The sequence below is a fragment of the Priestia sp. HNGD-A6 genome (assembly GCF_045784335.1).
Taxonomy (GTDB): Bacteria; Bacillota; Bacilli; order Bacillales; family Bacillaceae_H; genus Priestia; species Priestia zanthoxyli.
Map to the genome: position 1 here is coordinate 1065307 of NZ_CP138621.1, position 15170 is coordinate 1080476.

The 15170-nt window shown below is 36.1% G+C and carries 17 protein-coding genes and 1 pseudogene; 8 read left to right on the forward strand and 10 right to left on the reverse strand.

Features of this window, described 5'->3' with window-relative positions:
- Positions 1-72: 72 nt before the first annotated feature.
- Together dhaK and SCI76_RS05440 are read right to left on the reverse strand one after the other, a co-directional pair.
- Positions 73-1836 carry a dihydroxyacetone kinase subunit DhaK gene (gene dhaK, locus SCI76_RS05435; protein ID WP_275211324.1) on the reverse strand — a complete coding sequence of 588 codons (1764 nt, stop codon included), beginning with the start codon at positions 1834-1836 and terminating at the stop codon, positions 73-75.
- A gap of 1 nt (position 1837) precedes the next feature.
- The gene (locus SCI76_RS05440; RefSeq protein ID WP_048018682.1) at positions 1838-2971 is read right to left on the reverse strand and encodes a glycerol dehydrogenase; all 1134 of its coding nucleotides are present in this window, start codon (positions 2969-2971) and stop codon (positions 1838-1840) included.
- Positions 2972-3282: 311 nt separating this feature from the next.
- Here SCI76_RS05440 and SCI76_RS05445 point away from each other — a divergent pair, with 311 nt between their 5' ends.
- A complete protein-coding gene (locus SCI76_RS05445; protein ID WP_328180003.1) occupies positions 3283-4326 on the forward strand; it encodes a PocR ligand-binding domain-containing protein in 1044 nt (347 codons plus the stop codon).
- 138 nt (positions 4327-4464) lie between these two features.
- Here the strand turns inward: SCI76_RS05445 and SCI76_RS05450 are convergent, their stop codons facing one another.
- Together SCI76_RS05450 and SCI76_RS05455 are read right to left on the reverse strand one after the other, a co-directional pair.
- Complete coding sequence (locus SCI76_RS05450) at positions 4465-5271, reverse strand: carbon-nitrogen family hydrolase (protein WP_328180002.1); 807 nt, start codon at positions 5269-5271, stop codon at positions 4465-4467.
- Between the two features lie 11 nt (positions 5272-5282).
- Positions 5283-5942: an MBL fold metallo-hydrolase gene (locus tag SCI76_RS05455; protein WP_063247015.1), complete on the reverse strand. Its 660-nt coding sequence runs from the start codon at positions 5940-5942 to the stop codon at positions 5283-5285.
- Between the two features lie 102 nt (positions 5943-6044).
- Between SCI76_RS05455 and SCI76_RS05460 the strand changes: the two genes are divergently transcribed.
- The 3 genes from SCI76_RS05460 (at position 6045) to SCI76_RS05470 (ending at position 8224) form a co-directional block, all read left to right on the forward strand.
- Complete coding sequence (locus tag SCI76_RS05460) at positions 6045-6422, forward strand: helix-turn-helix domain-containing protein (protein ID WP_047751227.1); 378 nt, start codon at positions 6045-6047, stop codon at positions 6420-6422.
- A 260-nt stretch (positions 6423-6682) separates the two neighbouring features.
- A complete protein-coding gene (locus tag SCI76_RS05465; protein WP_221833585.1) occupies positions 6683-7612 on the forward strand; it encodes a DMT family transporter in 930 nt (309 codons plus the stop codon).
- 51 nt (positions 7613-7663) lie between these two features.
- Complete coding sequence (locus SCI76_RS05470) at positions 7664-8224, forward strand: cysteine dioxygenase family protein (RefSeq protein ID WP_048018678.1); 561 nt, start codon at positions 7664-7666, stop codon at positions 8222-8224.
- A 198-nt stretch (positions 8225-8422) separates the two neighbouring features.
- Here SCI76_RS05470 and SCI76_RS05475 read toward each other — a convergent pair whose 3' ends face one another.
- Both SCI76_RS05475 and SCI76_RS05480 read right to left on the reverse strand, forming a co-directional pair.
- Positions 8423-8857, reverse strand: coding sequence for an ArsI/CadI family heavy metal resistance metalloenzyme (locus tag SCI76_RS05475; RefSeq protein ID WP_310884335.1), 435 nt, complete (start codon positions 8855-8857; stop codon positions 8423-8425).
- A 50-nt stretch (positions 8858-8907) separates the two neighbouring features.
- Positions 8908-9237, reverse strand: a complete 330-nt coding sequence (locus SCI76_RS05480) for a metalloregulator ArsR/SmtB family transcription factor (RefSeq protein WP_033578631.1) — start codon at positions 9235-9237, stop codon at positions 8908-8910.
- 404 nt (positions 9238-9641) lie between these two features.
- Between SCI76_RS05480 and SCI76_RS05485 the strand changes: the two genes are divergently transcribed.
- From SCI76_RS05485 to arsC, 3 genes are read left to right on the forward strand one after another with little or no spacing between them, the layout of a single operon-like run.
- Positions 9642-9989 carry a metalloregulator ArsR/SmtB family transcription factor gene (locus tag SCI76_RS05485; RefSeq protein WP_154972799.1) on the forward strand — a complete coding sequence of 116 codons (348 nt, stop codon included), beginning with the start codon at positions 9642-9644 and terminating at the stop codon, positions 9987-9989.
- 18 nt (positions 9990-10007) lie between these two features.
- Entirely contained in the window at positions 10008-11306 is a 1299-nt protein-coding gene (locus SCI76_RS05490) for an arsenic transporter (protein ID WP_243494455.1), read from the forward strand.
- 24 nt (positions 11307-11330) lie between these two features.
- Positions 11331-11753, forward strand: coding sequence for an arsenate reductase (thioredoxin) (gene arsC / locus SCI76_RS05495; protein ID WP_049163975.1), 423 nt, complete (start codon positions 11331-11333; stop codon positions 11751-11753).
- On the opposite strand, the gene SCI76_RS05500 is transcribed toward arsC, so the two are convergent.
- Positions 11726-12112 (reverse strand): DUF1565 domain-containing protein, encoded by a 387-nt coding sequence (locus SCI76_RS05500; RefSeq protein WP_243494454.1) that lies wholly within the window; start codon positions 12110-12112, stop codon positions 11726-11728. The genes arsC and SCI76_RS05500 overlap by 28 nt on opposite strands.
- 175 nt (positions 12113-12287) lie before the next feature.
- Here SCI76_RS05500 and speG point away from each other — a divergent pair, with 175 nt between their 5' ends.
- Positions 12288-12812, forward strand: coding sequence for a spermidine N1-acetyltransferase (gene speG, locus SCI76_RS05505; protein ID WP_013056444.1), 525 nt, complete (start codon positions 12288-12290; stop codon positions 12810-12812).
- A 198-nt stretch (positions 12813-13010) separates the two neighbouring features.
- Here the strand turns inward: speG and SCI76_RS05510 are convergent.
- From SCI76_RS05510 to SCI76_RS05520, 3 genes and pseudogenes are all read right to left on the reverse strand, one after another.
- Positions 13011-13160: pseudogene (locus SCI76_RS05510) on the reverse strand (stress protein); the annotation flags it as partial.
- A 58-nt stretch (positions 13161-13218) separates the two neighbouring features.
- Entirely contained in the window at positions 13219-13980 is a 762-nt protein-coding gene (locus tag SCI76_RS05515) for a class I SAM-dependent methyltransferase (RefSeq protein WP_168760619.1), read from the reverse strand.
- Between the two features lie 227 nt (positions 13981-14207).
- On the reverse strand, positions 14208-15026 hold the full coding sequence (locus SCI76_RS05520; protein ID WP_034264905.1) for a mechanosensitive ion channel family protein: 819 nt from the start codon (positions 15024-15026) through the stop codon (positions 14208-14210).
- Between the last annotated feature and the right edge of the window lie 144 nt (positions 15027-15170).

Below are 15170 nucleotides of genomic sequence, written 5' to 3' on the forward strand. Positions count from 1 at the left end.
TAAATATAGTGTAACCCTCACTCTCAAAGAGTAATTTCTTTACACTATACTTAGAGGAGATAATACCAAATTTTACTGTTTTTCTTGCATTACTTGAGCTACTTCAGTAAAAATTACACCTAATCCATGTGCACCTGCGTCCGGATAACCAAGGCTTCTTTCTCCAACCGTACCAGCACGCCCCATACGTGCAACAATCTGTTCAGTTGATTTTGCTCCTTCAACAGCAGCTTCTGCTGCTTTGACAAGAGCATGTTTCAAGCTTTCATCCTCAGCAGCACTTGATGTTAACGTATCTGCATAAGGTACTAAAGCATCGATTAAAGTTTTATCTCCTACAACAGCTCCACGCCCAAAAGAACGTTCTCCTGTTGCTTGAATGCCTTTTACAGACGCTTGGATCATTTCAGCAAATTCTGTTAAAGTCAGTTCGGTTTTAGATTCAGTGTTCTTTCCAGCCGCACGAAATGCTGATCCCCAAATAGGCCCTGATGCCCCGCCACAGTGCTCCATGATAACAATGGAACATGCCTCTAGAAAGTTTCCAATATCATTTGATTTATTTTCTAGAATTTCGTGCCATTCAGCTTTCAATTGTTTGAATCCTTTAGCAACACTCATACCAAAGTCTCCGTCACCAGCATGGGAATCTAATTCACAAAACGGTATTTCATTTCTAATAATACATTCACTCATTTGGTCTACCATAAAAATAATATTATTCAACGTCAATCGATTTTCCGTTACTACGGAATATTCTTTGTTGGTTTGCACCTCATAAGACACTTTCGGGGCCTCTACGCTACCGATGATTTCATCATAAGTGACAGCTGGTACTTCACCTTTGATTTTTAACGCAGGAGTATCGCACTCTTCAGATAGGAGACTCTTTAAGTTTTCATCTAATTTCATAATCGAAATAGAAGCACCGGCCATATCAATGGCTGTCATATAGTTTCCGACAAACGTTCTTGCAATCGTTACTTTTCTACGTGACAATTCACGAATGACAGAATGATTTAATAAATACAGTTCTTGAAGAGGTGTGCTTCCAAATCCATTAATTAGGACAGCCACTTCTCCTTTTCCATCTTCTATCCCTATTTCTTTTAATAATGCCGTTACCATGCGCTCTGCAAGTTCGTCTGCTGAAATAATTTTTTCACGACGGATACCAGGTTCTCCATGAATGCCAACGCCAAATTCCATCTCATCTTCTGCAATCTCGAAAGTAGGAGTTCCTTTAGCGGGAACTGTACAAGAAGTTAATCCAATACCAATGCTTTTAACATTCGCAATAGCGCTTTCTGCTGCCTCTTTCACTTTTGATAGATCATATCCGCGTTCTGCTGCAGCACCTGCTATTTTATGGACAAGAACAGTACCAGCCACTCCACGTCTTCCAACTGTATATAAACTGTCCTGTACAGCGATATCATCATCTACTTTTACATAATCCACTTGAATTCCATCTTCTTCAGCTAGATAAGCAGCATTCTTGAAATTCATCATGTCACCACTGTAGTTCTTAATCACGAGTAAAGTTCCCTTATCGCTAGCAGTTTCTTTAATGGCTTGATAAATCTGTATTTGAGAAGGTGAGGCAAATACATCACCACAAACTGCTGCATCTAACATACCCTTCCCGACATACCCAGCATGAGCAGGTTCATGTCCACTGCCGCCCCCGCTAATTATGCTTACTTTATTTTTGTTAATTTGTTCTTTTTTAATGATTTTATATTTTTCAATTAAACTCAGTTCCGGATGTGCTAGAACCATCCCTTTACACATCTCAAGTACGACATCTTCTGGTTTATTAATAATTTTTTTCATCTTATATCAACCTCTTCTTATAATCATTTCCAATTTGATCTGCTGCAAGGATAGCTGCAGCTACTGACTCTGGAGTAACAGGGAATGGCATAGAATAAATAGATTCCTCTGGAATACAAGCTTTGTTAGCTACTTCCATTAACTCTTCTTGTGTAATTTGTTCTACTCCAATATCAGCAAGACAAACTGGGAGTCCTACTGCTAAACAGAAATCTAACACTTCTTCTATTTCCTCAGTTGGCGCATTTTCCAATACCAATTGTGCTAATGTACCAAAAGCTACTTTTTCACCGTGGAAGTAGTGGTGCGCACTTTCTAAAAGAGTAAGCCCATCATGAATGGCATGTGCTCCAGCTAATCCACCACTTTCAAACCCTAATCCTGATAATAAGATATTGGCTTCAATAATGTTTTCTAAGGCTGGAGTAACAACATTATGATCGCTTGCTGCTTTTGCTTTAACCCCGTCCTCTAATAGAGTGTTGTAGCAATGTTCTGCTAAAACTAGCGCTGCATTTGTACCTTTTGCTGGTGCACATAAGTCCTCACGCACTCCACAAGGTAATCCAGCATTTACATTAGAGAAAGAACGTGCTGTTGCTCTTGCTTCGAAATAAGTAGATAACGCATCCCCCATACCAGATACTAAGAATCTAGTAGGTGCATTAGCAATGACTGTTGTATCAATTAATACAACACTTGGGCTTTGCTTAAAGTATGCGTAATCATCAAAAGCACCCTCTGGTGTATAGATAACTGCGGAATGACTTGTAGGTGCATCCGTAGCAGCAATTGTTGGGACGATAATTAACCCTTCTCCCTCTGCTACACATTTTGCCGTATCAATTGCCTTACCGCCACCTAAACCAATTGTACAATCACAGTTGTTTTCTTTTGCTATTTCCTGCAATCTAGAAATTTCTGGTCTGGAGCACTCGCCATTGAATCCGCCTTCAAAAAATGTAATACCATATTTTTCTGCTGTTGCATCTAATTTGCCTTGTACACGTTTAATATCTTCAGGATGTGCTATTAAAAGTGCAGAGGTACCAAATGTTTTCACAAAATAACCTAAATTTAAAATCTCATCTTCACCTTGAATGTATTTTGAAGGACTAATAAATGCTTTTCTCATAAATAAAACCTCCTAATTAACTTTGTAATCCCTTACAATCGGAATTTTACTATCTTTTGTGTAAGATTACATTAGTCTTAAATGACGAGTTTTTACAACTTTTTATCGTATTTTTTTGCTCTCTTCATTTAATATGGTATTATTATGACATTATTTTAGGTGAAAATACTACCAAGTTCACGTTGAAAAGAGGTTACCTTTATCGCTGAACACTCTTTTATTTTACAAACTCAGGAATAAAATAAAGGTATTCTCAAGTAGGTAATACAAACTACCACACGGGAAGTAGAAGCAAGGGAGATAAAACATCATTGAAAACTACTTACATGAATTTAGATAAAATACTAGATTTAAAGAAATGGCGAAATCTTCAAGATTCACTTGCGCTTGTTACAAAATTAGCGATTGTTACGGTTAACTATAAAGGAGTGCCCATTTCTCAACACAGTGGTGTACGTCCATTTTGTGAGACTATGCGTAAAAATCCTGATACGGCAAAACTTTGTGAAAAGTGCGATGCGCGGGGAGGATTAGAGGCAGTTAGAACCAATGCTCCTTATATCTATTTATGCCACTGGAATATTGTCGATATTGCCATTCCCATTATAATTGATGATAAATATGTAGGCGCTATCATGGCGGGAGAAGTAAAAATTGAGGATGGTGACAAACATCCTCAATTGGAACAAATGCTTACTGTTCCATCAAAGGGATTTGAACAGAAGTTAAATAATAATGAAGAAATACAGCGTCTATATGATTCTATTCCTACTCTATCCTATACAGAAATTAACGAAGCTGCTCAAATGTTATATAGGCTTTGTAACTACATTGTAGAGGAAGCTATGAATAAAAATTTGATTTTAGAAGTATATGAAAAGATGGCTCCAGTAAAAGAAGACCTTTCTACTGAAGATATTTCTTACGGTTATTCTCTAGATAATATTCAAAATATAAAAAAGGAATTAGCCAACACAGTTACTAATGCTTATGTAAAAACGTCTATTAACGATCACTTAGTTTGTAAAAACAAAGTATTACAGCCAGCCTTTGACTACATTTATAAACATAAAAGAGAAAAAATATCTCAGCAAAAGATGGCTGATTTATGTCACATTAGCACAGGTTATTTCAGCCGTATATTTACCAAGGAAACGGGTATGAATTTTTCTGTTTTTATTTCGCTCAAAAAAATAGAGTGGTCCAAGCAATTATTAGAAGAAACGGATTTGTCTATTGCACAGATTAGCGATGAATTAGGTTTTAATGATCCTGGATATTACATCAAGACATTTAAAAAATATGAAAATATAACTCCTAACGTCTATCGGAAATATTATCAAGAAAAGATGTAGAGTTTTCAGTCCTGACGTAAGAAACATATAACTTTTCCATACTGATACTAGTATTCTAAAAAGGGTGCTTTTCAGTATGGAAAAGCAATGAGACACAGTCATGTGCTGGCCTTTACGCTATAAATAATATATAAATCTCTATTCCGCACGCTTATAAACATTGGGTCTCAGGCCTTCAAATATTGGGATGTTTTTTTGTTGTTCTGTAACTTTCTGTATATGGATTTCTGCTGTTATGATTTCTTCTTTGTCTCTCCCCTCTTCTATAATGTTTCCATTTGGGTCAATGATCATTGAGTGTCCCGCGTAGGTGTTGCCAACATGATTTTTATGATTCACTTTTCCCACGCTGTTACATGCAATAACGTATACACCATTTTCTATAGCTCTTGCCTTCAATAGTGTTTTCCAATGATCTATATTTTTGGTAGTCCATTGTGCAACGTAGAATATAATTTTTGCACCTTGAGACGCTGGATAGCGTGTAATTTCTGGAAAACGTAAGTCGTAACATATAATTTGACTAGTTTTGATACCGTTAATTTTGAATATTTCCGGTACTTCATCTCCACCTGTTAAATAATGATGTTCATCTAACATCGGCACAAGATGTATCTTATCTTTTTGATAGAGCAGTTCGCCCGTTTTTGATACTGCAAAGGCTGTATTATAAATATTTCCATTCCTTTTATTCGAAACTGAACCTGCAATGATATTCACTCGATGTTTAGTTGCTAAACTTTGGATAAAAGGAAAAGCTCTCTGTAAGTCAATATCAGCTTTTTCTGCTACATTTTTAAAATCATAACCCGTATTCCACATTTCAGGTATTACAACAATTTCCGTATCTATATCCAGCTTTTCTGCAAATAAGGATACAATACGGTTTTCGTTTTGCTTAACTTCTCCTTCAATAATCTCCATTTGAAATAATTGTATTTTCATGTTTTTCCCTCTTATTCATAGATAAATTTATAAATAGAATATAAATCATTGCTGTATTTGACATCTTCGCCATGTGAAGAAGAAATAATAGAGGGTTTAATTTTATCTATAATTCGCCCGCTATTAATATTTTCATCCATATCAACTGTGAACTTTCGAATCGGTGGATGTAAGGATTCAGCATTAGAAAAAAATAAGTCTCCAGTTAGCAGCACATTGTCATCTTTATGATGGTATATGACATGTCCCGGGGTATGACCGGGTGTTAGATATACGTCTACGGGTAACGTTTTAATGATATTGTCACTTAAACTTTCAACTTGATGTTCTACGCCTGTTGTTTCTTTTTCTGCCTTGTTTGGATACGGTTTTTCGCCATTGATAAAAGGCGTTTCAATTTCGTGTGCGTAAATAGGAATATTTAAATGATCTTTTAAATACTTGGCACCATTAATGTGATCCAAATGGCCATGTGTCAGCAAGATACTCTTGGGAATACCTAAAGATTTTGCTGCATTCAACTGCGCATATGCATAGTCTTCCATTCCGGTATCGATGAGATAAACATCCTCACCATCCACTATGTACCATGTATTGATCTTAACTCGAATACCAACGAGGGTTTCATAAGTGAGTCTATAAACATGTTCAGAGATTTGAACAAATTCCAATTCATACACCTTCTTCTGATTTATTTGATATTATAAGTGTAATCAGAAAAAATAGGAGTAACAAGAAGGCACAAATTTGTTACTCCCCATTGAGGTGAGGAAATGTCAGAGTTTAAAAGCGATCAATACGGCCCTTGTACGTTAACTGTAAAGCAAGCCTGTCCAATTGAATTAGCGATGCACATTATGGGCGGTAAATGGAAAGGCATTATTTTGTCTTTGTTATCAAAGTCACCTATGTATTATAATGCAATGCGCCGTGAAATACCGGGTATTACTCAGCGCATCCTTACACTCCAGCTTCGCGATATGGAAAAAGACGGATTAATAGAAAGAGAAGAAACAAACGATAACCCTAAAAGAGTTTTATATTATTTAACAGAGCTTGGAGAAAGTTTTATCCCAATACTTAAATCTTTAGAGAAATGGGGCAATGCTTATATAAGCAAGCAGGAAGAAGGAATAAAAGAGTCTCAATAATTAAGGAGAGTTGGCATTTTTATTTTTGGTAACAGACTCTTTAGAATTTAGCCTATACATGGCTATAAACTCCCAAATTTAGTTTTCTATACATAACATCTATAGCTATTTTAATGAAGATTAAGAGATAGTGATAACGATACAAATACTAAAGTTTCTACTATTTTTTTAGAATGGCATGATTTTTTTCATTTTCCTTTCGAAAAGGCATATGTTAGTTAATAAAAGATACCTTTATTGTTGAAAGGAAAATTGATCCTATGATTGCGTCAAAGGTTAAATTTGCTGCCTCGTTCTATGCAATAATGTCTATTAGTTTTTGGGGAATTTCCTTTGTCTCTACCAAAGCTGTTTTAGATAAACTAGATCCATACACACTCCTTGTTCTTCGTTTTGGAATTGGGGCACTTTTTTTATTGGTATTATTAGTGCTAAAGAGATATCCATTAAACATTCCGCTTAAGTATATTCCTCATTTGATTGTGTTAGGTATCCTTGGAGTATTCATTCATCAAGTTATTCAGGCAACAGCACTTCTCACAATAAATGCTTCTGCAGCAGGGTGGATTATTTCGTTTTCTCCTGTATTTACGGTCATTCTCTCCGTATTTTTTTTGCATGAAAAGATGACGTTATTAAAAGCATCAGGGATTATTGTAGCTATTATTGGCGTTCTACTGGTGACCACTTCTAGCAATCAGCATTCACTTCAGCTTCCGGTTAATATCGGTTACCTGTTAATGATTTTAAGTACGTTAAACTGGGCAATCTATTCTGTCCTATTAAAAAAGCTGGATATCCAACTTCCCTCTCTTGTTGTTACGTTTTATATGTGTTTAATAGGATTTACTCTAACGACTCCTTTTCTCGTAAGAAATAAAGGCTGGGAGATCATGCCTTTTTTAACAAGCGTGGAGTGGGCTCATTTATTATTTCTCGGTGTATTCGTTTCAGGTGTTGCCTATTGGTACTGGGCAAAGGCATTAGAGGTTTTAGAGGCGTCCCAGGTATCTCTGTTCCTTTATTTAGAACCAGTAGCGACATTGATAACAGCTGTTTTACTGTTACGAGAAAAGATTATTCCCGTCAGCATATTAGGAGGAGTCATAATTATAGTGGGAGTGATTGTAGCCAATGGAAGACTACTAACTTTTTTAAGGTACTTGCCGTGGAGAAACAAAAAATTGTAGCTATGCAGAAAAACCAAAAATTTGTGCTGCTCATAAGGAGGTAATGCGTGTATGAGCTTAATTGAACAGGTAAAGCATATTTTAGATAACTTGGACTCCCCTACCAAATTGGAACTGAGAGAGGCTCTTTTGGCTTTAGATATAAACTTTAATGATTTAAAACCACTATTGCAGTCAGCAAAAGACAAGCCATACTATAGAAAGCTTCTCTATCAAAATGACGAAGTGGAATTACTTGTTATGAATTGGTCAGCAATAGAGTGTGCTCCTCACGATCACGGTCATTCGCATGGATGGATTCAAGTAGTAAATGGTACAACTATAAATACGGTTTACGAAGTTAAAGAAAACCAAATGCCAGAAGAGCTGTTTTCTCAGCATCAGGGAAAAGGTAAGCTTTTTTTTGCTCCCAAGAAAGGTGTGCACAAGATGAAGAGTGCTGAAGGCGCGGGTCTAGTTACTCTTCATCTCTACTCTCCCCCAATCAAGGAGATGATGGTTTATGATTTCAAAACATGCGCTGCTTGCATTGTATCTGATGATTGTGGAGCGTGGTGGCCAGATCATCTTCGTCAAAAGGTAAGAGAGATTCAATTAAAGAAGAAAGAATGATGTTTGTTGACCCTTGGAATATTTCTCATACAGAAACAAAATAACTGTTTAGTCGAGTTAAAGGACGTACATCACGAGATTTTCTTGTTTACAGTTAGCTGTCTTAGTAAGAAAACTCCACTAAACATAATCGATTTTATGCTAAATAAAAAAGACAGAAAGAGTCTACTTCTTCCTGTCTTTTTTGTCATTTAAGCATCAGCAACATGAGTTGCTGGCAGGTGACTTTTCATTCACCCCAACGCTATCCTCAGTCTTATGAACCTCACTATCAGATTTCGTAAAAAAAAACTCCCACTCGTTCCCGTCAGGATCTGTTACCCAAAACTTATCTTGCACAGCATAGCAGCAGGTCGTATCTATTTCTTCCCGAGCAAAGAATCCCTCTTTTTCTAGTCGTGATTTATGAGAATGAATCTCCTCAGGAGTTTCTACTTGGAAGCCGAAATGATTCACTTGATTACCTTTTACATCGTCACGTACGTTCAAGGTGAAATTTAATCCGGGTTCATCTAACAAGAATTTAGCATAATCTATTTTCGTTTTCACAGGTTGAACGCCAAATACCTTTTGATAAAACTTAATGGACGCCTCTAGATTCGTTACATTAATTCCTACATGAACATATTTCATTTACACTTCCTCCTTCGCATGCTAAATAATATTATTTGGAATGTAGTAAATTAAGAACATGGGCCGCTTTTACTTGTATCTTTTCTAAACAAGCAGCATAGTTCTTCTGATAAGAGATGGTTCACCTCTTTATCATTTAAATCGTAATAACTCCATGTCCCTTTTGTTTCTTTTGTGATGAGGTTTGCTTCTAATAAAATCTTTAAGTGGTAGGAAAGTTTAGATTGAGACATCCCAAAGAATTCAGTTAGATCACATACGCATGTCTGTCCTCGCTGGCAGAGCTCATACATAATTTCTAATCTCTTTTGATCAGCAAGAGCTTTAAATTTTTGTTCGTACTGTTTAAATGGGTGCTTTCCTTCCTTGACTGTTTCCATTGTCATTCTCCTTCATCAATTTTTTTTGATTTAAAGTTCGAAGCTCTCGGTAGCTTTTTTAAAGTTACTGTATGTAGTTTCCCCTCTTAACGTAGGATCTTGATGAAAAAAACGCTGAAAGATTAGACTTTGTGCTTCCTTATAGTTCATCCCTTGAGTGTTCATAACTAAATGAAAATAGGCTCGAAAGTACGTAACCGATAAGTTTCCAGAGTTGTTGACTCTCACTGCTTTCACTCTCACTTTTATAAATCAATTTTTTTTGATGTATTCATCATATCTGGAAAATTTAGATAAATCAAGACATTAATCAAATTTTTTTGTTTAATAGTAGTGTATATTTTTGTTGAATGTATAATAAAATACTTATATAATTATATTTCAAAATAAGGAGGTGAGTTGGATTGGATGTAAAAGTACAAATAGAAATGGAGAAAGCAGCACAGATACTGAAGCTGCTTGGCGATAAGACAAGATTATCTATGATGAAACTGCTCCAAAATAACGAGTGCTGTGTTTGTGAGCTAGTTGAAATTTATAAAGCAAGTCAACCGGCTATTAGCCAACACTTGCGTAAATTAAGAGATATCGAACTTGTAAAGGAAAGACGACAAGGACATTGGATTTTCTATTCATTAAATAAAGAAACCGGCTATTATCAGTTTGTCCTTAATATACTTGAATCTTTACCAAGCGAAGATGGACGATTAAAAGAACTAGAAAAACAAGGATTACGCATTAGTTGTTGCTAATAGTAGGAGGTTTGTAAAGTGGTATCAGTTATAGTAGCCTCCCTCATCTTCTTAGTGACATTGATTTTTGTCATTTGGCAGCCAAAGAACTTGTCTATTGGTTGGTCAGCGTGTGGAGGCGCAGTAATAGCTCTTTTAGCAGGTGTGGTTGATTTCCATGACGTGCTGGATGTAACTCAAATTGTATGGAACGCAACGTTAACGTTTATTGCAGTTATTATTATTTCTTTAATTTTAGATGAAATTGGATTTTTTGAGTGGGCAGCGTTACATATGGCGCGTGCTGCAGGAGGAAATGGCGTTCGCATGTTTGTATATGTATCCCTCCTAGGAGCTATAGTAGCCGCATTATTCGCAAATGATGGGGCAGCCTTAATTCTAACACCTATCGTACTTGCTATGGTGCGGGCACTCAAATTTGAAGATAAAATGGTCTTTCCTTTTATTATCGCCAGTGGATTCATTGCGGATACAACATCGTTACCTCTTGTAGTAAGTAACTTGGTCAACATTGTATCAGCTGATTTCTTTGGTATTCGTTTTTCTGAATTTGCCTCACGCATGATTGTGCCAGATTTATTTTCACTTTTGGCAAGTATTACTGTCTTGTATTTGTATTTTCGTAAAAGCATCCCTAAGAAATACAATCTAGATGATTTACAGAAACCTGTTGAGGCCATTAAAGACATGAAAATGTTCCGTTTATCAGGAATCGTTTTATTTATTTTAGTTCTTGGTTACTTTATTGGTGAGTTCTTCAATGTTCCAGTTTCTATTATCGCAGGTATTATTGCCATTTTATTCTTAGGAATAGCAAGAAAAAGCCCGGCTGTTCACACGAGAAAAGTGTTAGCAGGAGCTCCGTGGGCGATTGTTTTCTTTTCGATTGGTATGTATGTTGTTGTGTATGGATTACGCAATGTGGGGCTAACTGAAGTGCTAGCAAGCCTTATTCAAACAACCGCTGATCAAGGATTATTTGCAGCAACCATTGGTATGGGATTTATTGCAGCCATTCTCTCATCGATTATGAACAACATGCCAACCGTGATGATTGATGCTTTGGCCATTGATGCAACTTCTGCAACAGGTACGATTAAAGAAGCTCTGATTTATGCAAATGTCATTGGTTCGGATTTAGGACCAAAGATTACACCTATTGGCTCTCTAGCGACGCTCTTATGGCTTCATGTTCTCTCGACAAAAGGAGTTAAGATTTCTTGGGGAACTTATTTTAAAACAGGTATTATCTTAACCATCCCAACATTGTTTATTACACTTGTTGGTTTATATATTTGGTTATCAATTATTTCTTAACACATCATAAAGGAGATTTTACACATGTCTAAAAAAACACTTTATTTCTTATGTACAGGTAACTCTTGCCGTAGCCAAATGGCTGAAGGATGGGCAAAAAAATATCTAAATAACAATGAATGGGATGTACGCAGTGCGGGATTAGAAGCTCATGGATTAAATCCTAACGCTGTAAAAGCAATGAAAGAAGCTGGTGTTGATATTTCAAACCAAACATCTGATATTATTGATCCTGAAATTTTAAATAATGCAGATTTAGTGGTTACATTATGTGGCCATGCAGCTGATCATTGCCCCGTAACACCTCCTCATGTGAAGCGTGAACACTGGGGATTTGATGATCCTGCAAAAGCAGAAGGAACAGATGAAGAGAAATGGGCATTCTTTCAACGTGTCCGTGATGAAATTGGTGAGCGTATTCAGCGTTTTGCCGAAACAGGTAAATAATTAATTAAGAAGCAGTCTATTTGTGTAGACTGCTTTATTTTTTCTCCACTAATAAGGGGCTTTTCACTTTTATAGTTCCTGAAAATAATAGGCTCTTGTTTAGTACCTGAACGGCTAATAATTAATTGTTCGTAATAAATGCCACCTCTGATGTAAACCGTAGTTCCGGGTGGAGCTGCTTCACTTGCCTTTCTTAATGTTCTAAAAGGTTTGCTTTTAGTACCTAAGTTTTTGTCGTCCCCTGTAGGAGAAACGTAGATCTCATGATGTATAGGTTCTACTGAAGGCTGATTAGCTGCCTCAACCCTTTGGTTTATACAACACAGTAAAATAAGAAAAATACCAACTACTTTTTTCATAAGATACTCCTTAAAGTTAATGAGTTTCACTTACAAGATGTTTAAATTATACTATTGCTCTTTTAATAAATATGTAAAACATCGCACTATGTCTTGTTATTTTTTAAAACTACAGCAACTTTTACATTTAAAACGGAAAGTGCTAAAGTAATGCTAGAATATGGAGGTTTGAGAAATGAATAAGGAACTTAAGTTACGTCCTTTGGAAAGAGAAGATTTAAAATTTGTCCATGAACTCAATAATGATGCAAATATTATGTCTTATTGGTTTGAAGAGCCTTATGAAGCTTTTGTAGAGCTACAGGACTTATATGATAAACATATTCACGATCAAGGTGAGCGTCGGTTCATACTAGAAAAGGACGGGGATATGCTTGGATTAGTGGAATTGGTCGAAATTGATTATATTCATCGTAGAGCAGAGTTTCAAATTATCATTGACCCTACATATCAAGGTCATGGTTACGCCATGGTTGCCACAAATCTAGCAATGAATTATGCCTTTTCGGTATTGAATATGCATAAACTTTACTTAATTGTAGACAAGGAAAACGAAAAAGCAATTCATATCTATAAGAAGGTCGGTTTTTCTATTGAAGGTGAGTTAAAAGATGAATTTTTTGTCGATGGAAGCTATCATAACGCTATAAGAATGTGTATGTTTCAAAAAGAATATTTACAAACCAAAAATAAAAACTAAGGTTGAATTAGTATAAGCTTCCTGCTCAGACGCAACAGGAGCTTTTCTCTTTTTAAGCTGTAGATGATATACAAATTTCTATTCTGCATGCTTATAAACATCCGGTCTCAGGCTTTCAAATATTGAAAAGAGCCCTTACCATGGCGGTAAAGGCTCTTCATATGCTCTTCCCTGATGGGAGTCTTATGTTATCTTTAGTTAAGGTCTATGAAAATTGACTGTTTTCTCGTCATCTCCTGTGCGTTCAAACCAACCTCTAAAGGCCCAGTTATCATAACCTCCATCACCTTCATTAATAAATGTTCCTTCTTCAAATATCCAGACTCCATACGTAATACCATCATAATCTACGGTATCGCCTAATTGGAAAAAGTTGCGGTAGCTTATTCAACATGATAATCAACTATTATTTAATAGATTTAGTCGCAATATAACAAGGCATATATTTGGTGATTTTTCCCTTGTGGTGATGATCTTCATAAAGATCTTGTAAGGTGAATCCAGCTTTTAGCTGTCCGCCAATTTGAGTTTCTAATGAATGGCTAAACTGTACACCGCCATTTTTTATAAGTTCTTCATCATTTTCTACTGTGTTTTTAGTTCCATCATAAGGTAATTTATTAACCACTTGTAATGCTTTCTCATCTTCTCCAAATAAATAAAGAGCAGGATTTGCAAAGCCAGATAGCAGGACGCCACCTTTTTTAAGAACTCTAAAACATTCTTGCCAAACGTGTTCAACATCTTGAACATAGCAGTTTGATACAGGGTTAAAAATCATATCGAACGTCTCATCTTCAAATGGAAATGTCTTACTCATATCCCCTTTAACTAAGTCAATAGAGTAGCCTTCTCTAGTGGACACCATTTTTTCTAATTCTAATTGCTTATCAGAGTAGTCAAAAACCGTAACTTCCGCATGTTGGGCTGCAAAGACTGGGCACTGCTGTCCTCCTCCGCTAGCAAGTCCCAATATTTTCGCTTTTTTAAATGGAATAAACCAGTTATGCGGAACAGGCTTACAAGGTGTTAAGTAGATATCAAAATTACCTTGAGTTGCATCTACAAAATCTTGATGATTAATAGCTAATGACCATTCTCCTCCAGCTGAAGCCCATTCATCCCACATTTCGGAGTTGATTTTTGTATAATTAGATTTTTGCGTCATAGTTAATCCCCCTTTACCTTTTTACGTACTTTGTTTAATTTTACCATGTCACTAGAAGAATAATTTAGATGTACTAATTAATTTGTTCTGTTTCAGATAATTAATCTGTACTAGAGAAGTACTTAATAGATATTTTTAAAAATAAAAAACACCCTTTTGAAAAATCAAAAGGGTGTTTATATCTTAAATATAAAAGTTTGTATATAAACAAGGTACGAGTTTTATTTTTAATGGCTTGTCTCGAAGCTTTCAGCCATCATAAGGTCATTTTTGTAGGCAGCCATTGCGAGTTCATATCGTACCTTTTGGCTCGCTTCTACAAAATCAGCTTCCTTTACAAGTCCTGATAATGAATATTGGTGACCTTTAAAACCTACGTTCAGTTCAGTAATTTGATTGAATTGAAAGCTCTCTATAGGAATTCCATTCACATCTTTTAACAAATATTGACCATATTTCTCGTTACATGTTTGTGCTACCTGCTCCATTACTTTGAAGGCATCGTCCGGGTTTTGCCTATAGTTGAGAATAAGACTTTCATTTACCCGGCGTCTTCCTCGGGTTCCGTTCTGAAGTTCCGTAATGTTGCTATATGAGACGGTATAGAGGTAGCCGTCATATTGACGAATCTTTAAGTAACGCATCGTAATTTCTTCTATTTTCCCTTGACGGTTTCCGTTGAGAATAACATAATCTCCGTGGTGGATCTGGCGTTCAAACAAGTAAGTCAGTCCCATTATATAATCACGGATGATATGCTGGAGGATTATTGCCAGGGCACTGGCTAACACTACCGAACTAGTGAGAATCTTTCCGAAGTCAAAGAAATGGCTAAGCACATAAATAAAGAAAAAAGCCAGCCCCAATACTCTTGTGACCTGATTAGAAAAGTGCATGAGCGTCTCTTCTCGTTTTTCATCTAAAAAGCTCGTTTTATCAAAGAAAAGCTTAATGAATTTGCGAATAAAATAAACGATAAGTACAATCAGCAGCCCTACCGTTAAAACCTTTACGGGAAACTGCTGGAAAAATTCAGTGAAAACCAACTTACCCACTCCTTATTTCTAACACTATACCAAAAAAATGTACGGAAAGACAAAAATCTTCGGTTCCTTACAAACCTTAATGATAATAGCACGGTTTCCTCAAAAAAAGAAGCATATTCTATGCTTCTTGAAGGTCGGTCATAT